The sequence below is a fragment of the Exiguobacterium sp. UBA3491 genome (assembly GCF_002377745.1).
Lineage (GTDB): Bacteria > Bacillota > Bacilli > Exiguobacteriales > Exiguobacteriaceae > Exiguobacterium_A.
Genome location: NZ_DFQK01000028.1, coordinates 139,884 through 163,085, shown reverse-complemented (window position 1 = coordinate 163,085; position 23,202 = coordinate 139,884). Strand labels below are relative to the sequence as shown.

General features: G+C 47.8%; 24 protein-coding genes and 1 riboswitch. Of the genes, 8 read left to right on the top strand and 16 right to left on the bottom strand.

The features are described from left to right. Positions 1-403: 403 nt before the first annotated feature. Genes B4F99_RS10635 through B4F99_RS10620 form a run of 4 tightly spaced genes read left to right on the top strand, consistent with a single transcriptional unit; the run spans position 404 to position 3,184 of the window. Positions 404-643, top strand: coding sequence for a NifU N-terminal domain-containing protein (locus B4F99_RS10635; protein WP_035406091.1), 240 nt, complete (start codon positions 404-406; stop codon positions 641-643). 57 nt (positions 644-700) lie between these two features. Then, on the top strand, positions 701-1,495 hold the full coding sequence (locus B4F99_RS10630) for a glycosyltransferase family 2 protein (protein WP_214852701.1): 795 nt from the start codon (positions 701-703) through the stop codon (positions 1,493-1,495). A gap of 4 nt (positions 1,496-1,499) precedes the next feature. After that, entirely contained in the window at positions 1,500-1,997 is a 498-nt protein-coding gene (locus tag B4F99_RS10625; RefSeq protein ID WP_035406085.1) for an Lrp/AsnC family transcriptional regulator, read from the top strand. Then, positions 1,994-3,184, top strand: a complete 1,191-nt coding sequence (locus tag B4F99_RS10620) for an aminotransferase (RefSeq protein ID WP_035406082.1) — start codon at positions 1,994-1,996, stop codon at positions 3,182-3,184. Before B4F99_RS10625 ends, B4F99_RS10620 begins: the two co-directional genes overlap by 4 nt. Before the next feature lie 39 nt (positions 3,185-3,223). On the opposite strand, the gene B4F99_RS10615 is transcribed toward B4F99_RS10620, so the two are convergent. Next, positions 3,224-4,111 carry a MazG nucleotide pyrophosphohydrolase domain-containing protein gene (locus B4F99_RS10615; RefSeq protein WP_290757703.1) on the bottom strand — a complete coding sequence of 296 codons (888 nt, stop codon included), beginning with the start codon at positions 4,109-4,111 and terminating at the stop codon, positions 3,224-3,226. Next, positions 4,077-4,262, bottom strand: a complete 186-nt coding sequence (locus tag B4F99_RS10610) for a hypothetical protein (protein ID WP_035406076.1) — start codon at positions 4,260-4,262, stop codon at positions 4,077-4,079. The genes B4F99_RS10615 and B4F99_RS10610 overlap by 35 nt, the downstream gene beginning before the upstream one ends. Before the next feature lie 89 nt (positions 4,263-4,351). Between B4F99_RS10610 and ytvI the strand changes: the two genes are divergently transcribed. After that, positions 4,352-5,476 carry a sporulation integral membrane protein YtvI gene (gene ytvI / locus B4F99_RS10605; RefSeq protein WP_290757697.1) on the top strand — a complete coding sequence of 375 codons (1,125 nt, stop codon included), beginning with the start codon at positions 4,352-4,354 and terminating at the stop codon, positions 5,474-5,476. Here the strand turns inward: ytvI and B4F99_RS10600 are convergent. The 3 genes from B4F99_RS10600 to B4F99_RS10590 are packed head-to-tail and all read right to left on the bottom strand — an operon-like array spanning position 5,456 to position 7,684. Next, the gene (locus tag B4F99_RS10600; protein ID WP_290757694.1) at positions 5,456-6,124 is read right to left on the bottom strand and encodes a DUF429 domain-containing protein; all 669 of its coding nucleotides are present in this window, start codon (positions 6,122-6,124) and stop codon (positions 5,456-5,458) included. The genes ytvI and B4F99_RS10600 overlap by 21 nt on opposite strands. Next, positions 6,105-6,275, bottom strand: a complete 171-nt coding sequence (locus B4F99_RS10595) for a hypothetical protein (protein ID WP_156358998.1) — start codon at positions 6,273-6,275, stop codon at positions 6,105-6,107. Before B4F99_RS10595 ends, B4F99_RS10600 begins: the two co-directional genes overlap by 20 nt. Then, positions 6,272-7,684, bottom strand: a complete 1,413-nt coding sequence (locus B4F99_RS10590; RefSeq protein ID WP_214852682.1) for a leucyl aminopeptidase — start codon at positions 7,682-7,684, stop codon at positions 6,272-6,274. The genes B4F99_RS10595 and B4F99_RS10590 overlap by 4 nt, the downstream gene beginning before the upstream one ends. Before the next feature lie 352 nt (positions 7,685-8,036). Between B4F99_RS10590 and ptsP the strand changes: the two genes are divergently transcribed. Next, complete coding sequence (ptsP, locus tag B4F99_RS10585) at positions 8,037-9,761, top strand: phosphoenolpyruvate--protein phosphotransferase (protein ID WP_290757690.1); 1,725 nt, start codon at positions 8,037-8,039, stop codon at positions 9,759-9,761. A 107-nt stretch (positions 9,762-9,868) separates the two neighbouring features. Here ptsP and B4F99_RS10580 read toward each other — a convergent pair whose 3' ends face one another. The 6 genes from B4F99_RS10580 to B4F99_RS10555 form a co-directional block, all read right to left on the bottom strand. After that, positions 9,869-11,386, bottom strand: coding sequence for an MDR family MFS transporter (locus tag B4F99_RS10580; RefSeq protein ID WP_290757687.1), 1,518 nt, complete (start codon positions 11,384-11,386; stop codon positions 9,869-9,871). A gap of 153 nt (positions 11,387-11,539) precedes the next feature. Continuing rightward, on the bottom strand, positions 11,540-13,651 hold the full coding sequence (ptsG, locus tag B4F99_RS10575; protein ID WP_290757684.1) for a glucose-specific PTS transporter subunit IIBC: 2,112 nt from the start codon (positions 13,649-13,651) through the stop codon (positions 11,540-11,542). Positions 13,652-13,780: 129 nt separating this feature from the next. After that, positions 13,781-15,304 carry a glucose-specific PTS transporter subunit IIBC gene (gene ptsG, locus B4F99_RS10570; protein WP_214852671.1) on the bottom strand — a complete coding sequence of 508 codons (1,524 nt, stop codon included), beginning with the start codon at positions 15,302-15,304 and terminating at the stop codon, positions 13,781-13,783. A 217-nt stretch (positions 15,305-15,521) separates the two neighbouring features. Next, positions 15,522-16,379, bottom strand: coding sequence for a glucose PTS transporter transcription antiterminator GlcT (glcT, locus tag B4F99_RS10565; protein WP_214852669.1), 858 nt, complete (start codon positions 16,377-16,379; stop codon positions 15,522-15,524). Between the two features lie 101 nt (positions 16,380-16,480). Beyond that, on the bottom strand, positions 16,481-16,798 hold the full coding sequence (locus tag B4F99_RS10560) for a YuiB family protein (protein ID WP_290757677.1): 318 nt from the start codon (positions 16,796-16,798) through the stop codon (positions 16,481-16,483). 81 nt (positions 16,799-16,879) lie between these two features. Further along, the gene (locus B4F99_RS10555) at positions 16,880-18,091 is read right to left on the bottom strand and encodes an NAD(P)/FAD-dependent oxidoreductase (RefSeq protein ID WP_023469134.1); all 1,212 of its coding nucleotides are present in this window, start codon (positions 18,089-18,091) and stop codon (positions 16,880-16,882) included. Between the two features lie 243 nt (positions 18,092-18,334). On the opposite strand from B4F99_RS10555, the gene B4F99_RS10550 reads away from it, so the two are divergent. Next, positions 18,335-19,333 carry an NAD(P)/FAD-dependent oxidoreductase gene (locus tag B4F99_RS10550; protein ID WP_035406045.1) on the top strand — a complete coding sequence of 333 codons (999 nt, stop codon included), beginning with the start codon at positions 18,335-18,337 and terminating at the stop codon, positions 19,331-19,333. A 241-nt stretch (positions 19,334-19,574) separates the two neighbouring features. Here the strand turns inward: B4F99_RS10550 and B4F99_RS10545 are convergent, their stop codons facing one another. The 4 genes from B4F99_RS10545 to B4F99_RS10530 all read right to left on the bottom strand — a co-directional run bounded on the left by B4F99_RS10545 (position 19,575) and on the right by B4F99_RS10530 (position 21,898). Then, positions 19,575-20,066: a GNAT family N-acetyltransferase gene (locus B4F99_RS10545; RefSeq protein ID WP_290757672.1), complete on the bottom strand. Its 492-nt coding sequence runs from the start codon at positions 20,064-20,066 to the stop codon at positions 19,575-19,577. Next, the gene (locus tag B4F99_RS10540) at positions 20,063-20,566 is read right to left on the bottom strand and encodes a GNAT family N-acetyltransferase (RefSeq protein ID WP_214852664.1); all 504 of its coding nucleotides are present in this window, start codon (positions 20,564-20,566) and stop codon (positions 20,063-20,065) included. The genes B4F99_RS10545 and B4F99_RS10540 overlap by 4 nt, the downstream gene beginning before the upstream one ends. Beyond that, a complete protein-coding gene (locus B4F99_RS10535) occupies positions 20,563-21,429 on the bottom strand; it encodes an NAD-dependent epimerase/dehydratase family protein (RefSeq protein WP_290757667.1) in 867 nt (288 codons plus the stop codon). The genes B4F99_RS10540 and B4F99_RS10535 overlap by 4 nt, the downstream gene beginning before the upstream one ends. A gap of 118 nt (positions 21,430-21,547) precedes the next feature. Next, positions 21,548-21,898, bottom strand: a complete 351-nt coding sequence (locus tag B4F99_RS10530; RefSeq protein ID WP_029342414.1) for a HesB/IscA family protein — start codon at positions 21,896-21,898, stop codon at positions 21,548-21,550. A gap of 111 nt (positions 21,899-22,009) precedes the next feature. Next, a riboswitch (FMN riboswitch) is annotated at positions 22,010-22,152 on the top strand. A 155-nt stretch (positions 22,153-22,307) separates the two neighbouring features. On the opposite strand from B4F99_RS10530, the gene B4F99_RS10525 reads away from it, so the two are divergent. Further along, positions 22,308-22,874 (top strand): ECF transporter S component, encoded by a 567-nt coding sequence (locus tag B4F99_RS10525; RefSeq protein ID WP_029342415.1) that lies wholly within the window; start codon positions 22,308-22,310, stop codon positions 22,872-22,874. A gap of 76 nt (positions 22,875-22,950) precedes the next feature. Here the strand turns inward: B4F99_RS10525 and B4F99_RS10520 are convergent, their stop codons facing one another. Beyond that, positions 22,951-23,184 carry a YuzB family protein gene (locus B4F99_RS10520; RefSeq protein WP_023469141.1) on the bottom strand — a complete coding sequence of 78 codons (234 nt, stop codon included), beginning with the start codon at positions 23,182-23,184 and terminating at the stop codon, positions 22,951-22,953. Positions 23,185-23,202: the final 18 nt, after the last annotated feature.

Below are 23,202 nucleotides of genomic sequence, written 5' to 3'. Positions count from 1 at the left end.
TAAACTAAAAAAAGACGTCCTACATATAGAAAGAACTCTACAAGTATCACTCTATATATAGACGTTTTAGACGTTTTTAAACCTGTTAATGTACAAGATATAGGTTATCACTGAAATCTAAAAAAATAACCCCTTGCTTTGAAATTCAGGTCAAACAATTTGAAAAAGGCATCATGACGCCTTTTGAGATATATTGAGATAGCGAGTAAAACATATTATAAGTTCACGCGAACTCTTAAAATAAAGATGAGTCATTTCTCCTATCAGAAGAAAAATATTCTCTTCGAATTTTCTGATATACTGAACGTATCGATCTTCCGTTTGGAGGAAGAAGGATTGAATCCAACTATCACGAAAAGATGACATATGGCATATACGTATGTACGTTGAAAGGAGCTTACCTATGCAAGTCGATTACACACCAAACCCGAATTCCGTCAAAATCACGCTCGAGGAACAGCGCTTCGGTGCAAAAAGTACGAGTGTCAAAAAAGAAGATACACCGGAAGATACGTTGCTCGCATCTTTGATCGCTATCGATGGCATTGATAATCTATTCGCTTACGGCGACTTCGTGACGGTCACGAAAGAACCAGAAGCAGAATGGAATGAGCTGCTACCACGTATCGAAGCAAACATGTAAAAAAACAAGAAGACACCTGTTCCTGAACAGGTGTCTTTGTTCAAGGAGCGATCGCTGATGCCAACCGTATCCATCATCATCCCGACATACAATCGTCCTCGCGAACTAGCAGAAGCGCTAGAAGCGTTGACACGTCAACACTATCAGGACTTCGATGTCATCGTTCTAAACAATAATGGCGACGATGTCTCAGCAGTGACCTCTGCCTATCAGGATCGTCTGCAGATCACATATGTCGAGTTACCTGAAAATCATCACGTCCGTGCTCGAAATCACGGTGTCATACTCGCTTCCGGTCGGTATATCTTACTTCATGATGACGATGACCTCTTATTACCGAGTCATCTCGAAGAAGCGGTCGGTGATCTCGAAGCCGGCGCGGATCTAACGTATACGGACGCGGAGCTCTTTACGTATCGCTGGGAAGACGGTCACCGGATTGCACTTCATTCCGAACCGTTCGCGTACCCGTATGATCCGGAGACGATGCGAGAAGACTCGACGTACATTCCATCCGGATCGCTCTACCGTAAATCGCTCCACGATCAACTCGGTCTGTTTGATGAAGACGTCTTCAACTACTGGGACTGGGACTGGATTTTACGCGTCGGTAAGGATCATTTAGTGTTACATCCGGCACGAGCAACCGTCCTGTACGCCTTCAACCCGTCCGGCAATCATGAGTCGGCACGACAAGACGCAACGCGACGCGTCTATTTTGACCGCCTGGTCGAAAAACATCAACTTCCGACACGTGAAATGAAGAACTTCCATATCGTTCAGGAAGAACGACGCGCACGACTGCGACAGACACGTCGTACCTTCAATGGTCAATTGACAGAAAGTGAGTGATTCCATGTACACCGAAAAACAACTCGAATTATTAGCACTATTAACACAAAATGGTCCGATGGACGTAAACTTACTTGCGCAGATGCTCGATTGGGAAGCGTCAGAAGTAGCTGCTTCGATTGAAACATTCAAACGTGACGGTGTCCTACTCGGCTATACCGCCGTCATTGACTGGCAAAAGATTCATGCCCATCACGGCGTGACAGCTTTCATCGATGTCAAGGTCACACCAAAACGGGGACGCGGCTTTGATGAAGTCGCAGAGCGAATCCATCGTTTCCCGGAAGTGACATCTCTGTATCTGATGTCAGGCGCATATGACTTACAAGTCGTACTTGATGGCAAATCGCTACAAGAAGTGTCTCAATTCGTTTCTGAAAAATTATCGACACTCGACTCCGTCATCTCGACGACGACCCATTTCCGCTTAAAGACGTATAAGCACGATGGCGTTCTCTTCAGTCAGGATGATGACGACAAACGATTGAAGGTGTCTCCATGAAATCTTTATCAACACGTGTCGAACAGCTAGCTCCATCCGGCATTCGTCGTTTCTTTGATTTAGCTGGATCGATGGAAGATGTCATCTCACTTGGTGTCGGTGAACCCGATTTCGTCACGCCATGGAACGTCCGAGAAGCAAGCTTTGCAGCACTTGAACAGGGCTACACAGCATACAGCGCTAACGCCGGTTTACTCGAGTTACGTCAGGAAATCGCGCTTTACATGCAAGAAAAGTTCGCCATCTCCTATTCGACGACGGAAGAGATCATCGTCACGACCGGAGCTTCGGAAGGACTTGACCTTGCGTTTCGTAGTTTGATCAATCCGGGAGATGAAGTCATCGTCGTTGAACCGGCGTTCGTTTCATATGCCCCCTTGATCGAACTTGCTGGAGGAATTCCTGTCGCCGCTGCATGTCACGCAGAAGACGGTTTTGCGATTCAACCGGAAACGATCGAACAGTTGCTGACGGACAAAACGAAAGCAATCATTTTCTGTTTCCCATCGAATCCGACAGGCTCGACGATGACACGCGATCAGTTAGCGGACCTCGCGTTACTTGTTCAAAAGCATGATTTATATGTCATCAGTGATGAAATCTATGCGGAGCTATCCTACGAAACAGAAGCGATTTGTTTTGCGACCCTTCCTGGTATGCGGGAGCGGACGATCATCATCAATGGTTTCTCGAAAGCCTTCGCGATGACGGGCTGGCGGCTCGGCTTTACTTGCGCACCACCTGCGATCACGCAATCGATGCTGAAGGTCCACCAATATGGAATGATGTGTGCACCAACACTCGTCCAATTCGCGGGTATCGAAGCGTTACGTTCTCGTCATAAGACAGTCCCTGATATGGTGACAAGTTATCGCCAACGCCGGAATTACTTCGTCAAGGCGTTAAATGATGCGGGTCTTCCGACGCACTTACCAGGCGGTGCCTTTTATGCTTTTCCGTACATTGGTCATACTGGGCTGACGAGCGAGCAGTTCGCCGAGCAATTGTTGCTCGCTGAGCGCGTCGCTGTCGTTCCAGGATCCGTCTTCGGAGCAAGCGGTGAAGGCTATGTCCGGGCAAGTTACGCGAGTTCAATCGAGCAACTGCAAGAAGCTATCGCGCGCATTCAGCGCTTCATGAAAAAATGGCAGACTCAGGATGAGACAACATCGTCTCACTCACACTAAAAATAAGCCGCTTGCTCAAACGAGCAGGCGGCTTATTTTTTAATCGACATAGAAGACAAGAAACATCCGATAGTCGTCTTCCGCATGATACGGTGAGACTGGACCGAGTTGTGGCGCAAAAACTTCTAACCGATACGGTGAGTCCTTGAAATCAAGTGGTGTCCGCTCTTTGATCAAGCGCCCCATTTCATCTGCTAATTCTTTCACTTCGACTAAACTACGCGATCGTTCCATCGGTGCCTCGAAGACGAACGCCTCGATTCCCTCAATCGGCGCACAGCGGAGGAATCGTCGAAGCGACGGGAGGGCCGCCTCCATATTACCCGCTAATGTTTGATCATCCTCATAAATAGGTGCTCCCCAGAGACGTGCCTCACTTCCTGTCGCACTCCGGAAGTGATCAATCGTCTCTTCCGTGATAGGGTCACGTGTCAACGCAAAGCGTGTTTTATCCCGCTTGAGATTCTTTTCATTCGTCCGATCGATTTCCGACAGTAAATCGAGTTGTAGCGGTCGTGCTAAACGAAATAATTCCCGTTGCAGACGTGCGATGGAATGACCGATTGGAACAATTGTATCCTTCGCTTTAGGCGGTTTATCCCCTTCGTACCCATTCATGACGCGTGCGACTTGACCAGCTTCATGCACAAGTCGATAAAAGGAACCGTCCTGATCATCGTTTACCGTTCCGAGTGCCTCATGTTGCACCGCAAGATCCGTCACGTATTGATTGGCAAGACACGTCGAGATCATCAAAACGTCGACAAGTTCTGAACGAAGAGCTTCTTGATCTCTTTGTTCGAGTGCTTCGCCGACTTCACCGATTTCTTCTGTCAAGCGTGCGAGACCAGATAGCGGTCGAAAATAACCTCCGAGTGAACGAATCGTCGCATCAACCTTTTGTTGCAGTATCTTCATCTGTTCCATCTGTCTGATCCTCCATGATTGCTTGACGTACTTGCGCCTCCGTCTCTTGTTTGACACGTTTGGCAAACGCCTGATTTTTCTTCCATTCTCGGATTCCAACGGATGTCGCAGCAATCAATGCAGCAAATAATCCGATTTCTCTTTTACGCATCGCTTTCTCCTCCTTTTGAATGACTCGTTCCCTACCTAAACATGATATGATGATATCAATTCTACATAATCCAGTAAGAGGTGTTGCTTGTGTCGACTGAACGTCTTTGGCAAATGGCCCGGTTCTTGACGGTGATCTTCGCCTTCGTAGCTGTTGGATGGTTACTCATCCGCCTCTCGTCCATTTTGTACCCGTTTGTCTTTGCGTTTCTGCTTGCTCTTTTCAGCCGTCCGCTCGTCGATTTCTTTCAAAAGCGATTACGGATCAATCGTGGATGGGGTGCGTTGTTGTCCATCATTTTGATCAGTGGTTTATTGATCGGTTCGCTTGCCTTGATCATCATGCAGTTGATTCGCGGTCTCGTATTTGTCGCCAATCAATTACCGGCACAAATCCAGGAGTTGAGTCTGTATTTCCAAAAGCTATATAACGAAAAACTGGCACCGATTTGGAACGATGCTTCTGAAGCATTACGTTCATTAGAACCATCCCAACAAAATACGGTCCAAAACAGTATTCAATCGCTCGGTAGTTCGCTTGCGAGTGCGATTGGAGAAGGCTCAAAAAGTGTTGCGATGATGCTTCAATCTGTTCTTGCGACTTTACCATCGATTGCGTTGATTTTCGTCATCGTCTTACTCGCTTGGTTCTTCATCGCAAAGGATTGGCACCAGTACGAAATGCGATTGAAGCGCTACGAGATGCTTCCTTGGTTCGCTCGTGTCGAGTCGGTCTTCTTGAGCTTACGATCTGCCTTATTTGGTTATCTTAAAGCGCAACTCACGTTGATCACGATCACGTTTTTCATCGTCTTGATTGGTTTAATCATCATTGGTGTCGATCATCCATTCGCAGTTGCTTTCATCGCTGCCTTCTTCGACATCTTACCGTATCTCGGTACTGGTTCCGTCTTCCTGCCTTGGATCGCTTACTCGGTGATCACCGGAGATACGACGCTTGCGATTGGACTTGGCATTTTGTATGCCATCGTCATTCTCCAGCGCAACATCATGGAACCGAAGATCGTCGGCGATAACATCGGCATTCAACCGATTACGGCATTGATTGCGTTGTTCGTCGGGATCAAATTCTTCGGCGTCTTCGGGCTAATCCTTGGACCATTGATTGCCGTCATCTTAAAAGCACTCTACAATGCACAGATTTTCCATTATATCTGGGACTTCGTGAAAGGATCACCCACACCATTTCGGTGAGGGTGATTTTTTGGGTACAGCGGCATATAAAGGATACCCTTCCGTGTCCACTGGTTGACTTGCTGGCAAGTAATCGCATGGAAACCGTGCACCGGTCGCAAGCAGACAAGCATCAAGCCAATCATCAATCGCGACGTTCGGCTGACGCTGTTCCCATAACGGGGGACAATCATATTGTTCAAGTAATTCGATTCGTTCCGCGATGCCTTCCCTTGTTTTCTTAGAAAAACGTGCCGGATGACCGGCGAGGCGTGCAAAGCAGACTTCTGGATGTGATTCAATCATTTCAGATCGATGTGCATGACGGACTTCTCGGATTTTCGGTAATAGATACCACGCTTGTTTCGAAAGTCCGATACCAGCATGTTGTTTCGCTAAATTATTTGCTTCCATATAACTTGGTGTTGTCAACGCACTGAGGAACGGTGCATTAAAGACACTACTCGTTCGTCCGGGGCGTAGTGCCTGTCGTAACAGCTGATCTGTTTCGCGTCGTCCTTCCATCAAACCGATCGGCATATCGATCCAAATTCGGTCGGCTGGCGGGATCTGTCCAAGCGTCGGTTCGATTGATCCTGAGTACGTCTCATTTTCGTACCTGACGACGACCCATCCTGCCTTTGCCGCATCAATCCCGATGACGTGCATTCGTCTTCTCCCGGAAAGAACGCAGTAGTGATAAGACCGTGAAGATACCGATAAATGTCGCAAGACCGAGCGATAGACGATCTCGTGCATCCAAGTACCAGACGACGGTAAGAATCGTCAACAAGACGCCGAGTAGATTCCAACGTCTCATTTTTCTTGCTCGACGAATCGATACAGACTACGAACCATGACACCCGTTGCTCCTTTTGGACCAATCTCAGACGCTTGATTCTGTTCCGATGTTCCCGCGATATCGAGGTGCAACCATGGTGTGTCGCCTACAAATTCCCCGACGAACGCACCACCGAAGATCATGTGTCCCATGCGTCCCGGTGAGTTATTCAAATCTGCGACATCTGAGCGGCGGACTTGTTTAATGAACGCATCGACATATGGCATTTGCCATACCATCTCGTTCGTCTCTTTCGTCACCTGTTCAAAGCGTTCGTAAAGTGACGCATCATTCGTCAATGCACCTGTGATTTCTGTTCCAAGGGCGACAAGGACACCACCTGTCAATGTTGCGAGGTCGATGATGGCTTTCGGCTGGTACTCTTTCACGTACGTGACTGCATCTGCGAGGACAAGTCGTCCTTCTGCATCCGTGTTCAAGACTTCAATCGTTTTTCCTGCCATCGACGTGATGACATCATCTGGTTTGAAAGCATCCCCAGAAATCATGTTATCCGTTGCCGGAATGACGCCAATGACGTGAACATCAGGTTTGAGTTGACCGAGTGCTTCAAACAGACCAAGAACTGCTGCTGCGCCTCCCATATCTCCTTTCATCCCGACGATCCCGTCTTTTGGTTTGATCGAATAACCACCTGTATCGAACGTGACACCTTTTCCGACGACAGCAATCGGTGCTTCTACTGAGCCTTTGTATTCAAGGACGATCAACTTCGGCGGGATGACCGATCCTTGATTGACGGCAAGCAAGGCACCCATGCCAAGTGCTTCCATCTCTTCCTTATCGATGATTCGGAGATCATGTCCATGACGCTCCGCGATGAAGCGTGCTTCGTCCGCAAGCGCTGGCGCCGTCAAAAGATTTCCCGGCATCGTTACGAGACGTCGCGCCAAGTTCGTTGCTTCCCCTAAGGCTTTTCCGCGACGCACTGCCTCGTCTTCAGAAGGTAAGACCGTCAGATGAAGCGTGTACGCTTTAGAAGGAGATGTTTTATAATGTTTGACCTCATATGTAGCGAGGGTGAATGTCTCAGCAATCAGTTCGACCGGTTGACCTGGAAACGTCGTCGCGTCGACTGTCACCTGTTCTAAGCGGCGTGCTTTGACATGTTGTGCGGCTTTTCCGAGCAAACGGCGCAAGTTGTCTTGCGAGAGTTGATCGACTTTCCCGAGTCCGACGAACAGCACACGTGCGACGTCTCCTGATAACGTCGGCAACAGACGAAGTTCTCCCCGTTTCGTTGAGATATCACCTTGACGGACCCACTCATCTAGTTTGTCACCATACATTGCTTGTAATCGTTCATCAATCGGTTGATTCCCTGATATCCCGACGATCAGTACGTCTACGGGTTGATTCGTTTGCATAAAAATTCCCCCTTTATCTAATACCTACTAGTATGAAGTGTTTTCAGTCATTTTCCAACTGATAGCCTCTCAGCGGACCGCAAACGCTTACATCATTCTTGTTTGCCAATTTGTCGAAATGCTTGGTTTCAAATAATTGTTGCCCGTTTCACAATATGATAGGATTAAACAGGTGAAAAATTGAGACACTTCAAGAAACGATGCGTTTGCTGTTCCGGGAAATGTCTACGTTTTCATTCAAGGGAGAGTGCGCAGAAGGCTCGTTAAGAGAGAGGCGTTTATGGGTATCTATAGATAGCTAAGAAACGAAGTCGTCGCGTTAAAAAAACTTACTGAAAAGAGGGTAATGCACATGGCACAACACATCAAAGGAATTGGCGCTTCTGCAGGGATCGCGATTGCAAAGGCATTCGTGATGGAAACACCGGTCTTTGAGATTCCATCGCACAAAATCGAGGATACGGCTGCGGAAAAAGAACGTTTCCAAGCAGCGATCGCAAAATCGAAGACGGAACTCGAAGTCATTCGTGAAAATACCTTAAAAGAATTAGGTCCAGATAAAGCGGAGATCTTCTCGGCTCACCTTCTCATCCTAGAAGATCCGGAAATCGTTAGTCAGGTGAACGCAAAAATCGAGGACGAGCAAGCAAATGCTGCGAAAGCACTCGATGAAGTCGCGAACATGATGGTCATGATTTTCGAATCAATGGATAACGAATACATGCGTGAACGTGCAGCGGACGTCCGCGACGTCACGAAACGGACGATGGCTCACCTTCTCGGTATCACGTTCGTCACTCCAGCTCAAATTAACGAAGAAGTCATCATCATCGCGGAAGACTTGACTCCTTCAGATACGGCACAATTGAACCGTAAGTATGCTAAAGGTTTCGCAACGAACATTGGTGGCCGGACATCGCACTCTGCCATTATGTCTCGTTCACTCGAAATCCCAGCAGTCGTCGGAACAAAAGTTGTCTTGACGGACGTTAAACACGGCGATCTTCTCATCCTTGACGGTGCGGAAGGTGACGTCATCGTCAACCCAAGTGAAGAGCAAGTCGCTGAGTATGAAGCAAAACGTGCAGCATACATCGCACAAAAAGAAGAGTGGAAAAAACTTAAGAACGAAAAAACAATGACAGCTGACGGTCACCACGTCGAGCTCGCCGCAAACATCGGTACACCAAACGATGTCAAAGGCGTGCTTGAAAACGGAGCAGAAGCTGTCGGTCTCTACCGGACAGAATTCCTCTACATGGATGCAGAGACATTCCCAACGGAAGACGAGCAATTCACAGCATACAAAACCGTTCTCGAGTCAATGGGCGATAAAAAAGTCGTCATTCGGACGCTCGATATCGGTGGCGACAAAGAATTGTCGTACCTTGATCTCCCACACGAGATGAACCCGTTCCTCGGTTACCGTGCGATCCGTCTCTGTCTCGATCAAACAGACTTGTTCCGTACACAATTACGCGCACTTCTTCGTGCGAGTGCATACGGTAAACTCGCTGTCATGTTCCCAATGATCGCAACAATCGAAGAGTTCCGTGCCGCAAAAGCACTTCTCCTTGAAGAGAAAGCAAACCTCCAAGCTGAAGGTGTTACTGTATCAGAAGACATCGAAGTCGGTATGATGGTCGAGATCCCAGCAACAGCGGTCATGGCTCGTCAGTTTGCAAAAGAAGTCGACTTCTTCTCTGTCGGAACGAACGATTTGATTCAATACACGATGGCGGCAGACCGGATGAACGAAAAAGTATCATACCTGTACCAGCCGTTCAACCCAGCCATCTTGAACCTCTTGAACAACGTCATCACAGAAGCACACAAAGCAGGCAAATGGGTCGGCATGTGTGGTGAGATGGCAGGAGAAGAATTGGCACTTCCAATCCTTCTCGGTCTTGGTCTCGATGAGTTCTCGATGTCAGCATCATCTGTCCTTCGCGCACGTAGCTTGATGACACGCCTCAACAAGTCAGAATGTGAAGCAATCGTCGAGCAAGTGCTTGATATGGATACAGCAGAAGAAGTCGTCGACTTCCTCAGCACGACATTCGATATCAAAAAGTAATTTCTGTTAGACGAATCTGGAGTAATCCAGGTTCGTCTTTTTTTGTGCCGATTAACAAAAAAACAACGCCCCCTCTTAATAAGAAAGAAGACGTTGTTGAAACGTGATTATTGAGCTTGTTTTTTCTTCGCTGGAGTCGCTTGTTCCGATAAAATCGGACGTTCGTTCCCCATCAAGAAGATAAAGATGACACCGAGTACTGCTGGAATCAAGGCCCAGAAATAGACGGTAGAGATGGATTCTGCAAGCGACGTCTTGATTGCTGTCGCGACTTCTGGTGGCATCTTCGCAAAGGCAGCTGCCGTCGGGAACTGCCCACCTGACGGCGCTCCACCTTGCGGCAATCGATCCGCTACAGCCGATGTGAACGTCCGTGATTGAATGATTCCGAGGACCGTGACACCAAGCGTCATCCCGATCGTCCGGAATGTCGATCCCATCGACGTCGCAGCACCACGACGTTGCATCTCGATCCCATTGATGCTTGCTAGGTTCAACAACGAGAAGCTAAATCCAACACCGAACCCAAGAATGATCATATAGATTGTTACTGCTGTACGCGATGTCTCAAGCGTCATTGTACTGAGGAGATACACACCGAGTAGGAAAAAGACAGCCGAGACGATCATGACATTTCGGAAACCAAACTTATTCGGCAACTGGCCACCGAGCTGCGCCGAGATGACTGAGGCAATTAACATCGGCATAAGGATCAGACCGGAGTTCGTCGCACTGCCACCAAAGACACCTTGAACGAAGATTGGAATGAACACACTCGCCGAGATGAAGACGAATCCATAAAAGAACGCAACGCCTTGTGTTGCCGCAAATAAACGACGACGGAACAGACTGAATGTAATGACTGGATCCGCGGCACGTCGTTCAGCGAATGCGAAGGCAACGAACGCGACGAGTGCTGCTCCGAACAGACCAAGAATTTGTGGTGAAGACCATGCATACTCTTTCCCACCCATTTCAAGCGCGAGTAAGAATAAAACCAATCCTGCAACAAGCGTGAAGGCACCGACGTAGTCGATTTTCTGTGTCCGGTGCACCGGTGATTCCTGATAGAAGATTGTCACGAGACCAAGGGCAATCAATCCGAGTGGGATGTTGATATAAAATACCCAGCGCCAGTCGAGGGAATCCGTCAATACGGCACCAAGCAACGGTCCGAAAATACTCGAGATCCCGAAGACCGCTCCGAACAATCCACTGACTTTCCCACGTTTCTCCGGTGGGAAGATATCAAAGATAATCGTAAAGGCGATCGGCATCAACGCACCGCCACCAAGCCCTTGTAAGGCACGATACGCAGACAATTCAATGATTGAGTCTGCCATTCCACACAAGATACTCCCTATCATGAAGATAAGCATCCCAAAGAGGAAGAAGCGTTTTCTTCCATACATGTCACTCAATTTACCGAAGATCGGCATCCCGGCAACGGTTGCGATCATGTAAGCCGACGTGACCCAAGCGTACTGATCAAACCCATTCAGTTCACTGACGATCGTCGGCATCGCCGTCGCAACGATCGTGTTATCCATTGCTGCGACTAAAATCCCAATCAATAGTCCAATGACGACAGGTGTCGTATTCGTTTTTGTTGTAGTCGAAGACATCGACACACCTCATTTCTAAAAAATTAGCTAACTCTTATAATAGCTAGCTCATTGTATCATCATATGTGCAAAATCTCACTATCAAATGTGTTCTACAATATTTTCACACAAAAAAAGACGGACCGTTCGTGACGATCCGTCGCTTTTCTTCCTTTACTCTACACGATACGAAATCGCTTCTCCGGCTTCGACCGTCTGTCCGACATCGACGTCGACTTTTCGATCGCCACTGTTCGTGACGATGATCGGTGTCAGTAACGATGGCACGAGTGGTCGTACTTGCTCGAGATCGACATTGAGAAGTGGTGTCCCCGGTTTGACACGATCTCCAGCTTTCGCTAACGCCTCAAACCCTTTTCCTTCAAGTGACACCGTATCAATACCGATGTGAATCAAGATCTCATCTCCGTTATCCGCAAGAATACCGATCGCGTGTTTCGTCGGGAAGAAGGTTGTAATCTCACCAGAGACGGGAGAGACGACATATCCTTCCGTCGGTTCGATCGCATATCCGTCACCCATCATACGACCGGAGAATACTTGATCCGGTACATCATCCAGAGAACGAATGATACCGCTCAGTGGTGCGACGTATCCATCTTCAGGCACATAAGCACCACCACGATCTCCAGCGAGTGGTCCCGTATCGGTTGTACCCGATCCAGAAGTGCGCGCTTCGTCTCCCGTTGGAACTTGTGGGATCGGATCGGCTTCTGGTGTCTCTTTCGGTTTATAATTTGGATCTTTCATGATATCTGCCATTTCTGACTTGATCCCATCGGATTTCGGTCCAAAGATGGCTTGGACGTTATCTCCGACTTCAAGAACACCAGCAGCACCTAGTTCTTTCAAGCGATCCTTGTTGACGCCTGATTTATCATTGACCGTAATCCGCAGACGCGTGATACAAGCATCTAAATGTTTAATGTTTGATGGACCACCGAATGCTTGTAGAATTTCATACGGTAGATCGCCTGCTTGTGCCGTTGAGGTAGCGGCACCTTCTTTAATCGCTTCGCGTCCTGGAATCTTCAGATCGAATTTCGTGATGACGAAGCGGAATCCGAAGTAATAGATGACGGCGAAGACAAGACCGACTGGAATGACGAGCCACCACGAGGTTCGGTTCGGTAGAATCCCGAATAACGTGTAGTCAATCAATCCACCGGAGAACGTCATCCCGATCTTGACGTTCAGTAAATCCATGATCATGAATGAAAGACCTGCAAAGACAGCGTGAACGGCAAACAAAAGTGGTGCAACGAATACGAAGGAGAACTCGACTGGCTCCGTGATCCCAGTCAGGAAAGAAGTCAACGCAGCTGAGAAATAGAGACCTTCGACGGCTTTACGACGATCCTTTGCGACCGTGTGGTACATCGCAAGACAGGCTGCTGGCAGACCGAACATCATGAATGGATATTTCCCGGTCATATATGTCCCTGCCGTGAACGGTACACCGTCCTTTAATTGTGCAAAGAAGATCCGCTGATCCCCGTTGATGATCGTTCCGGCTTTATCCGTATATTCACCGAACTGGAACCAGAAGCTTGAGTACCAGATATGGTGAAGACCAAACGGAATCAACGAACGTTCGACGAGTCCAAAGATGAAGGCAGACAACGGTTCGTTCGCTTCGATGATCGTTTTGGAGAACGTATTGATGCCTGTCCCGATCGGTGGCCAAATATATGACAAAGCAAAACCTGCGACAAGACTGAACAAGGCCGTTGCAATCGGAACGAAACGTTTCCCTGCAAAAAATCCGAGGAAATCAGGCAGTTTGATTTTGAAGAATTTATTATAACTGTACGCTGCTATCAAACCGGCAATGATCCCTCCGAATACCCCCATTTGCAAGGTCGGTATCCCAAGGACCGTCGCATACGACAAATCACTCGCCTTTTGTGCTTCCGTGATTTTTTCTGGTGTAATCTGCAAGAATGAACTGATGACCTTGTTCATGATCAGGAAACCGACGATGGCTGCGAAACCGGCGACCCCTTCTCCGTTCGCAAGACCAATCGCGACCCCGACGGCGAACAATAATCCGAGGTTCGCAAAGATGATGTCACCCGCATCCTGCATGACTCGCCAGATGACGACAAGCGAATCGTTCTCCAGAAACGGTAAATATTGTGTTAAGTTCGGGTTTTGAAACGCTGTCCCGAACGCAAGCAATAACCCCGCTGCTGGCAAAATCGCTACCGGTAGCATCAGGGCCTTACCGATCCGCTGTAAGACACCAAACACGTTTTTCCACATGCGCATATTCCCTCCTTTTTTAAACAAACTACTTAATTCATACCCTAAAATATTCTAGTGCAAAACGATTCTAAACGATTTCGAAAAAAAAAATGAGCCCTTCCGCAGAAGGACTCATCTAAAAAAACATTAGACTGTTTTTTCTTGTTTACGTGACGTGATGACAGCTTGAATCTCAGACTTGATGTTGTCTGATTTCGGTCCATAGATCGCTTGGACGTTGTTACCAACTTCAAGGACACCAGCAGCACCTAATTTTTTCAACTCATCTTTATTGACTTTCGATTTGTCGAGAACTTCAACACGAAGACGTGTGATACATGCATCCAAGTGTTTGATGTTCGACTCTGAACCGAGTGCATCAAGAATACCTTCAGCGAGTTCAGAACCTTGAGCAGATGAAGTCTCTTGAGCTGCATCTTCACGACCTGGAGTTTTCAGGTTGAACTTGCGGATTGCGAAACGGAATCCAGCATAGTAGATGACAGAAAGTGCAAGACCGACGACGATGACGAGCCACCACTGTGTGCGCCCTGGAAGAACACCGAACAGAAGGAAGTCGATCAAACCACCAGAGAATGTCATACCGATCTTAACGTTCAACAATTGCATTGTCATGAACGAGAGACCTGCGAAGACAGCGTGAACTGCGAACAAGATTGGAGCTACGAACAAGAATGCGAATTCGATTGGCTCTGTGATACCTGTCAAGAATGCTGTAAGTGCTGCTGATCCAAGAAGACCACCAACGACTGCACGACGCTCAGGGCGAGCTTCGTGGTACATTGCGAGTGCTGCTGCTGGAAGACCGAACATCATGAACGGGAATTTACCAGTCATGAACGTACCAGCTGTTAATGTTGCGTTGTCTTTCAATTGTGCGAAGAAGATTGCTTGGTCACCATGAACGACTGTTCCTGCTGCATTCTTGTACGAACCGAATTCGAACCAGAATGGTGCATAGAAGATATGGTGAAGACCGAATGGAATCAACGAACGCTCGATGAGACCGAAGACGAATGCTGCGAGTGTTGGGTTTTTCTCCATCATGAAGTGCGAGAACGAGTTCAAGCCATCTTGCGCAAACGGCCAGACGAATACGAGAACAAGACCTGCAACCAATGAAACAACTGCTGTGACGATTGGAACGAAACGTTTACCAGCAAAGAATCCAAGGAACTGTGGCAATTCGAGATTATGGTACTTCCCGTACGCCCAAGCTGCGATCAAACCGATGATGATACCACCGAATACCCCAGTTTGAAGTGTTGGGATACCGAGTACGTTTGCATATCCTTGACCGTTAGCAACCATTTCTGGTGTAACGCCGAGCCAAACGCTCATTGTTTTGTTCATGATCAAGAATCCGACGATTGCCGCAAGTCCGGCTGCGCCGTCCCCTGCAAGACCAATCGCGACACCGACCGCGAATAAGAGTGCTAAGTTACCGAAGATGATATCCCCAGCTGCTTCCATCAATTTTGCAACCTTGATGATTGCATCATTTTTCAAGAACTCGAGTTTTGACGTCAAGTTCGGATTTTGCATCGCGTTACCGAATCCGAGTAGGATACCGGCAGCTGGCAAAATCGCTACAGGAAGCATCAACGCTTTACCGACACGTTGAAGAACAGCAAAAATCTGTTTGAACATGTGTGTTTCCTCCTTTTCCTGTTAAGAGCGAAGTATGATGAATAATGCCAATGATTGAGACGAAAAAAGTCAGACATCTGACCGATTTTTTACAGAAAAAAATCAGGCACGAGCGGATTGTAGACAATAGACTTATCCCGTTGAATAACGGAAATAAAGCTTCTTGCCCGACATCCCACTCATGCCTGATCGTATCAGTAACACGTAGTCCGTGCGGTCATTTACCTGAATCGTACTGCACTAAGCGTTGCAGATGCATCGTAAGATACGTCGCCTCACCGCGCGGTACCGCTTTCTTCAACTGACGTTCCATGATGGACATCAGCTCCCAAGCAGTATCATAGCATAGCGGATATTCTTCACGCAATAGCTTTTCTACTTTTTCTGGAGCCTCTAGATACTCCCCATTGGAAACCCTTTCAATCGCTGAACGAAGATGCCGAATCAGACGCTTGTAATCAAGCGATTTTCGATCGATTTTAATCTCCAGTCGCTGTTCGATATGACTAGCAATTAAACCGACGAGTTGATGATGGCGGTTAACTTCGAGTACGTCTTTGAAGTTCGTCGCCGAATGAATATGAAGTGCGATGAATCCTGTCTCCGCTGGAGGCAGGTAAAAATTCATCTCGGCACTGATGAACTCGACGATTTCTTCTGCAAGGGCGTACTCTTCCGGATACAAGGCTTCCGTTTCAGCAAGAAACGGATTCGTGACTTCCATTCCTTGTTCTAGTCGCTTGAACGTAAACGTCAAATGATCCGTCAATCCAATATGGATATGTTCATCGACCTTTTTTCCGAAGCGTGTCTCGATCATCGAGACGATCTCGTTCATCAACGCGATGAAGTTCTCATCGAGATGATCGACGAGCGCCTTATATTGATCCTGTTCTTCTTTATCCTTCAACGTGTAGACTTTTTCCAACTTGTCGAGATCTGTCAGTTGATCGCCTGGCTTCCGACCGAAGCCAATCCCTTTCGCGAGGATAATGACTTCCTGATTCGCACCAGTCGAACAAATGACGACATTATTATTCAATACCTTGATAACGTGGTACATTTGTTTATCCATTCGCTCTCAACCCAATCTGCTCTTACACATTTATTTAAAGACATTGTTTTTATTATAACGGTTTTTCAGACACGAAAAAAGCCTACTTACTCAAGTAGACTTTAAAACATTTGGTAACCGCTCTTACGCAAGAAGCGAATCGATAGACCGGCGATGATGATTCCGGCAAGACCAGCCGCGAACATCGTGATATCCGCTGCCTGTAGACCAGCAATCCGGTCCCCGAGATTCGGAATCGCTTCACGAGCGTTCGTGAAGTATTCGAGTGTCGATTGATTGTCGATCATCATGATGATGATGATCGGATAGAGTACGAGCATCACCCATGTACTCCGCAACAACATGTTTAAAATGAATCCGATACTAAAGAACATGACGAGATAAAGCACACTCCCGATCACGGCTTGAATGATATGCATACTGTTCCCCCTTTGAATCTCTTCTAGTATAACCGACAAAAAAGGCAAATGCACGAGTGTACATTTGCCTAAAACGTGAACTTAGAACTTCCCTTTTTTGATCGCAAGACCAAGTTTTTTCAGTTCAAAGAAGTGTTTGTTGTCGATGACTTTTTTCATGAATGATGCGTTACGACCGTAAATCTTCTTGCCGAAGACCATGCCGATACCATCTTTATGACCAAGTGAAGCAACCGTTCCTTTGTTCTCGTACGTGAACGTCGATGTTTGACGACCCGCGATGAGTGCCGCGATGTTCTCAGCGACTTTGTGTGCTTGTTGTGTCGCGATTTGTGCAGTTGGTGGGTACGGACGGTTCGAACTTGGATCCATGACTGCTGAACAGTCACCGATCATGAAGACGTTATCGTGTCCTGGAACACGAAGATCTTCTTCGACGACGACACGGTTACGCATCGCTTCGAAACCAGATGCTGCAACGACAGGGTTACCGCTGACGCCACCTGTCCAGATGATCGTACTTGCTTCGATCGTCTCAGTCGTGTCGCCTTGAAGCGGACCGAATGTGACGCTTCCTGGTCCACATTCCTTGATGCCGTTACCGAGTTTGAACTCGACGCCTTGGCGCTCAAGCCATTTGTGTGCGTAGTTGACGAGATCAGCATCGAATCCTGGAAGGACTGTTGGCGCTGCCTCGATGTTAACGACACGAACGAGTTCGCGTGGGATATCATATTGTTTGCACAGTTCTGGAATACGGTTGACGAGCTCACCCATGAACTCGATTCCTGTGAATCCAGCACCACCGACGACGATTGTCAAGAGTGAACGATCTTGTGATCCTGTTGTTTTGTACTGTGCGAATGAGTAATCGATATGTTCCTTGATTTTACGGACGCTGTTCAACGAGCTGATCGTTAATGCGTGTTCCTTCAATCCTTTGATACCGAATGTTTCAGGAACGCCACCGAGAGCAACGACGACGTAATCGTAAGGAACTGTTCCGCCATCTTGTAAAAGAACTGTTTTAGCAGCCGTGTCGACTTTCTCAACGATACCTTTGACAAGTTTGACGCGTGACGGGTTGATGACATCATTGATGTAGATGCGCGCTTGCTCCGCAGACATCGTACCTGCAGCTGGTTCATGCAACCAAGTTGTTTGGTAATGATAGTCGTGTTTATTAATCAACGTGATGTTCGCTTGATCGACGCCGAGTTTCTTTTGAAGGTTGACTGCTGTGATCAATCCACCGTAGCCCGCTCCAAGAATAACAATGTTAGGTGTGTTCATGTTCTGATACTCCTTACGAATCGTAGTTTTGTTGTGATTTTCTTCACATTCAATTACAGACGAATATTCAAAAACTTTGTTCAAATAATGTTCACATGTCTATAAGCCTATTGAAACACTTTTTAAGAATGATTGCAAAAGAAAAATGTAATTTCCCTTAAAAAAATGTGAGATGTTCCGTACTTGCACCCGAACCCCCTACTTCCTATATAATAGACCTATCCAATGCTAGGAGGGAATCAGATGTACCAACCATATGATGTCACGATCATCGGCGGCGGTCCGGTCGGACTGTTCACCGCGTTTTATTCAGGAATGCGCCAGATGAAGACGAAGGTCATCGAGAGTCTACCTCAATTAGGTGGTCAACTCGCTACGCTTTATCCTGAAAAATATATATACGATATCGCCGGTTTTCCGAAAGTAAAAGCGCAGGAACTAGTCGATCGGCTACTTGAACAAGCAAATGAATTTGATCCGACGTATGTGCTCGGTGAGACAGTAATCGCTTATGAACGGATGGATGACGGAATCATCCGCCTCGTCACGAACAAAGGCGAGCATTATACGAAGACCGTCATCTTGACGGCAGGAAACGGTTCGTTCGCTGCGCGCCCACTCGGAGTGGCAGATGCAGAACGCTTCGAGGAAACGAACTTACACTATTTCGTCAACGACATGGAACGTTTCAAGGATCGCCAAGTCGTCCTGCTTGGTGGTGGCGATTCAGCAGTCGACTGGTCATTGATGCTTGAACCGATCGCAAAATCCGTCACGCTCGTCCACCGTCGCGATAAGTTCCGTGCCCATGAACATTCGGTCGAACTATTACATGACTCATCCGTTAACGTCATGACGCCGTATACGCTCGAATCGGTCACAGGTGAGACGCACATCGAGACGATGACGTTCAAACATGCTGAAAGTGGCGAAGTCGTCGTCGTCGCTGCGGACGATGTCGTCTGCAACTTTGGTTTCGTCTCGTCACTTGGGCCGCTCAAAGAATGGGAAGTCGAGTTCGAACGCAATTCGATTCGCGTCAACTCGAAGATGGAGACTGCGATTCCAGGCGTCTTCGCTTGTGGAGATATTGCGACTTACGAAGGACGCGTCAAATTGATCGCAACAGGCTTCGGTGAAGCACCGATTGCCGTCAACCAGGCGAAACTTCTTGTCGATCCATCGGCTCGTCACCCGCAACACTCAACGAGTCTGTTCGAAAAAGTAACGAATCATTCTTGAGATAAATGAATGGCTGCAAACAAATAAGAGGTCGAATTCCGGATGACATACCGGAGTCCGATCTCTTATTTTGATGGAATCACATCTAGGACGTGACCAAACATCTTTGACTCCTACAGGAAAAGGAAGCACGATGTGTGCTTCCGTCAGGGATAAGGAAGACCCGACAGATCACATGGAATGGGAACTGGCGCGGCTTACATCCCGCCTGAGGAAAGCGAAGATGTTGAAACGTCCGATTTCATACGAATGATCTTTTAACAGGCATCCGATAAACCCGTTGCACGAGTTCGATCCCACCTCGCTCAATCATCGATTCTTCGAAGACCTGACCACCGAATCGCTCGTAAAACTGGCACGCCGGATTATCCCGCAAGACAGAAACCTGCATTGCCTCGTATTCCGCCAAGTCCTCGATGATACGTTGAAACAATGCCTTCCCGAGCCCCTGCCCTTGAGAAGCTCGCAAAACATAAATCGCGTAGAGTTCTCCTTCACGCGCATCCCTTCGATTTGGTCCACCTTGCGCGAAGCCAACGACTTCGTCTTCTAACTCCACAACATACACACGCTGATCGATTAACGCCTGCTCCCATTGTTTCGTCCGTTTCGCGTAAGACAACTGTGCTAAATAAGAATCAGGGATGATCCCTTGATACGTCTCCCGCCAGACATCGATATGAACGCGCGCAATGGTCGACGCATCTTCAAGACGTGCTTCACGAATTCTCATAATGGGATGATGAAGCGACGTGTCTCGCGTCCATTATGAACAGTCGGCTCAATTTCTCGTCCGCCGTTCGCTAAGATGACACGACGTGATGCTACATTATCAACGCCACACGTCAACAGCACTTGATTGAGTCCACGTTGCCGTGCTTCTTCTAGCGCTAAACGAAGCCCGGTCGTCGCATACCCTTTCTGACGCTCGGATGGTCGGATGCCGTATCCGATGTGTCCGCCGTACAACTTCAAGTTCTCCGTCAAATCATGCCGGAAGTTCAACGCGCCGACGATTCGTTGTCCGTCGACCATCCAGTACGTCGAATGGGTGACGAGCCCCGGTCTGACCGTTGTCTCCATTTCCTTCAGTTCCGCAAAATAAGCGCCCAGTGGTTCATACGTATCCCCGACTGCTTCCGGCACGATCGTTTCGCCCGACTTTCGCCAGTCTTCTAAAAAGGCGCGGTATTCTGTCTCCCATGCGAGGGTTGGTTTTATCAACTGCATCATTGGTGATTACGCACCTCCTCTTCAATCAAACGATCGAGCCAGTCATCGACATGTTGGAACAGATAGCCCGCTTGTTTCGCAGCTGTCGTATCCATATAGAAATCGCGTTCTGGCGCAAGTGGCGATTCCTCCTCTCCTTTTGCGACGAGTTGACTCGTCGTTCCTGCGACACGGTCGATTTTATCCATCAAATCTTGAATCGATAAGACACCGTCACTTGCAGCGTTAATCGGTCCCGTCAGTTCCGAGCGACCACACCACTCCAAAAAGGCAGCGGCTTCGTAACTTGAGATATACGCCATCTTCGCGTATGTGTTTTCAGCAACGATCGGACGCCCGTCAAGCGCCCGCTTGATATGAAAGACGAGTCGTTCCGTATAATCATCTGGTCCGAGGACAACTGGGAATCGAACGGCAACGACAGGGAATGTCGCGCGTTGGAAGAAATAACTCTCCGCTTGGCGCTTCCCTTCACCATATCCGTGTTCCTTCTCAAGATCATATTTCCCGGGAAACGGATTGTAGGCGCGTTCCGAAATATTCGCACCACCGTCTTCATAAACAGACATCGTCGACGTCAACACGTAGCGTCCGACTTTCCCTTCAAATGCGTCGATCGCGAGCTTTGCTTGATACGGCGTGAAGCAGATGTTGTCATAGATGACATCCCAGTGCTGTTGGCTTAAATCCTTCATCGTACTACTTGACGTCCGGTCTCCTTTAAAAAATGTCAAGCCCTTCGCGACCGGTGGAGTATGCTCACCCCGTGTGACGATCGTCACATCATCCCCCGAATCGGCTAAACGAATTGCAAGCCGGCGTCCGAAATAGCGTGTTCCCCCGAAGATCAATACTTTTCTCATCCTGAAGCCCTCCCTATTCGTAGTAGCATTCACTCTCTTAAATATTTCGAGTCAATGGAGCAGGTCTCCTGTTTGCAGGCAATAAAAAAATCGTGGACGATGTCCACGATTGGATTCATTAACAGCCACCCGGTGTCCCGGCATTCGTTGCCGTCCGGAACGAAGTCCCGCAACCGCATGTTGCGATGGCATTCGGATTCGTGATCGTGAATCCGCCACCAAGCATTGACTGTTTATAATCGATTTCCAGTCCTTTGACGACCGGGTAATCTTTTTCGTCCACGATGACGGTCACGCCGTGCTGTTCAAAAACGAGATCCGTTTCTTTTTGTTGATCGAATCCCATTCCGTACGACAGACCACTACATCCACCACCTTGGACGAGCATCCGAAGATTTCGTTCATCTGCTGGTGCCTGCGCCATCATGTCCTGGACTTGTAGCGCTGCTGCCTCCGTTAAATGGATCATGTCATCACCTTCCTTTTCTTTAGTATACGCAACTTCTGAGCGAATCGAAACCTAGTTGCTTGAAACTATCTTGAATTCGTTGTATAAATGGTATGTACAATAAAATAATCGTTCCATCTTCAGGGCAGGGTGAAATTCCCGACCGGCGGTAAACAACTCTTCTTAAGTTGAAGCCCGCGAGCGAATAGGGCGCTATTTGCTGATTCTGTGTAATTCAGGAGCCGACAGTACAGTCTGGATGGGAGAAGATGGCGGCATGAGTTTGAATTTGATCGATTTTTGCAACAATCGATTAGGTTTATTTAATGCGGACTTCTCCCCTGTTGATCTCATCAATAGGGGTTTCTTTATGGACGCAGTCATGCCAATACTTCATCGAGAGGAACGAGCAAAAGGAGACAATACTCGTATGAAACGCACACAAAAAATGGTCACTCTGTCAATGTTAGGTTCAATCTCATTTGTTCTTATGCTTATCAATTTTCCACTACCGTTCTTACCGAACTATCTGAAGATCGACTTCAGTGATGTTCCTGCTCTTGTCGCAGCGATCATGTTCTCACCGGTCGCAGGTGTCATCGTCGAAGCATTGAAGAACGTGCTATACTACATCTTCCGCGGAAGTGGTGTTCCGGTCGGAGAATTCGCGAACTTTGCTGCTGGCGTCGCATTCGTGCTTCCTGTCAGCTGGTTCTACCACAAAAAGAAATCAACACAAGGTCTCGCAACTGGTCTCGTCGCTGGTACGATCACGATGGCACTCGGTCTTGCGATCCTCAACTATATCTTGATCCTTCCAGCGTATGCATGGTTCCTCGGTATGGATTACATGGCGGATCCAGCTGTCAAATGGACAGCGATCACAGCCGGTATCTTACCGTTTAACGTCATCAAGGCCTTGTTCATCTCGGCACTCTTCATTCCATTGTTCTTGAAACTACGCCCATGGATGATGCGCCGTCAACAATCTGCCTGATCCGAAAAGCTGCGCCCGCTGACGGACACGAATCCCCTCGTTCAGACGAACGAGGGGATTTTTTGGCTGTCCGTGCTCACAGCTCATTCTCTTCGATTTTCAGGTAAATCTTTTCAAGCAATTCTTCCGGCGTTTCACCTACGACGGTCTCACCATCTACGAGACAAAAATGGTCAAGCGAACAAATCCCGCAATAACCAAGGCAACCGTATTCGACGACGTCAACATTCGGGTCACGTTCAAGTTGCTCCATGACGACCTGTGTACCAGCCGCTAAGTTACTAATACAAAATTCAATAATCGGATTCACTTTTTTTCCTCCTTCAAG

Coding starts and splice junctions, on each gene's coding strand:
- B4F99_RS10635 (WP_035406091.1), top strand. CDS start 404: ATGCAAGTCGATTACACACCAAACCCGAATTCCGTCAAAATCACGCTC.
- B4F99_RS10630 (WP_214852701.1), top strand. CDS start 701: ATGCCAACCGTATCCATCATCATCCCGACATACAATCGTCCTCGCGAA.
- B4F99_RS10625 (WP_035406085.1), top strand. CDS start 1,500: ATGTACACCGAAAAACAACTCGAATTATTAGCACTATTAACACAAAAT.
- B4F99_RS10620 (WP_035406082.1), top strand. CDS start 1,994: ATGAAATCTTTATCAACACGTGTCGAACAGCTAGCTCCATCCGGCATT.
- B4F99_RS10615 (WP_290757703.1), bottom strand. CDS start 4,111: ATGGAACAGATGAAGATACTGCAACAAAAGGTTGATGCGACGATTCGT.
- B4F99_RS10610 (WP_035406076.1), bottom strand. CDS start 4,262: ATGCGTAAAAGAGAAATCGGATTATTTGCTGCATTGATTGCTGCGACA.
- B4F99_RS10600 (WP_290757694.1), bottom strand. CDS start 6,124: ATGCACGTCATCGGGATTGATGCGGCAAAGGCAGGATGGGTCGTCGTC.
- B4F99_RS10595 (WP_156358998.1), bottom strand. CDS start 6,275: ATGAGACGTTGGAATCTACTCGGCGTCTTGTTGACGATTCTTACCGTC.
- B4F99_RS10590 (WP_214852682.1), bottom strand. CDS start 7,684: ATGCAAACGAATCAACCCGTAGACGTACTGATCGTCGGGATATCAGGG.
- ptsP (WP_290757690.1), top strand. CDS start 8,037: ATGGCACAACACATCAAAGGAATTGGCGCTTCTGCAGGGATCGCGATT.
- B4F99_RS10580 (WP_290757687.1), bottom strand. CDS start 11,386: ATGTCTTCGACTACAACAAAAACGAATACGACACCTGTCGTCATTGGA.
- ptsG (WP_290757684.1), bottom strand. CDS start 13,651: ATGTGGAAAAACGTGTTTGGTGTCTTACAGCGGATCGGTAAGGCCCTG.
- ptsG (WP_214852671.1), bottom strand. CDS start 15,304: ATGTTCAAACAGATTTTTGCTGTTCTTCAACGTGTCGGTAAAGCGTTG.
- glcT (WP_214852669.1), bottom strand. CDS start 16,379: ATGGATAAACAAATGTACCACGTTATCAAGGTATTGAATAATAATGTC.
- B4F99_RS10560 (WP_290757677.1), bottom strand. CDS start 16,798: ATGCATATCATTCAAGCCGTGATCGGGAGTGTGCTTTATCTCGTCATG.
- B4F99_RS10555 (WP_023469134.1), bottom strand. CDS start 18,091: ATGAACACACCTAACATTGTTATTCTTGGAGCGGGCTACGGTGGATTG.
- B4F99_RS10550 (WP_035406045.1), top strand. CDS start 18,335: ATGTACCAACCATATGATGTCACGATCATCGGCGGCGGTCCGGTCGGA.
- B4F99_RS10545 (WP_290757672.1), bottom strand. CDS start 20,066: ATGAGAATTCGTGAAGCACGTCTTGAAGATGCGTCGACCATTGCGCGC.
- B4F99_RS10540 (WP_214852664.1), bottom strand. CDS start 20,566: ATGATGCAGTTGATAAAACCAACCCTCGCATGGGAGACAGAATACCGC.
- B4F99_RS10535 (WP_290757667.1), bottom strand. CDS start 21,429: ATGAGAAAAGTATTGATCTTCGGGGGAACACGCTATTTCGGACGCCGG.
- B4F99_RS10530 (WP_029342414.1), bottom strand. CDS start 21,898: ATGATCCATTTAACGGAGGCAGCAGCGCTACAAGTCCAGGACATGATG.
- B4F99_RS10525 (WP_029342415.1), top strand. CDS start 22,308: ATGAAACGCACACAAAAAATGGTCACTCTGTCAATGTTAGGTTCAATC.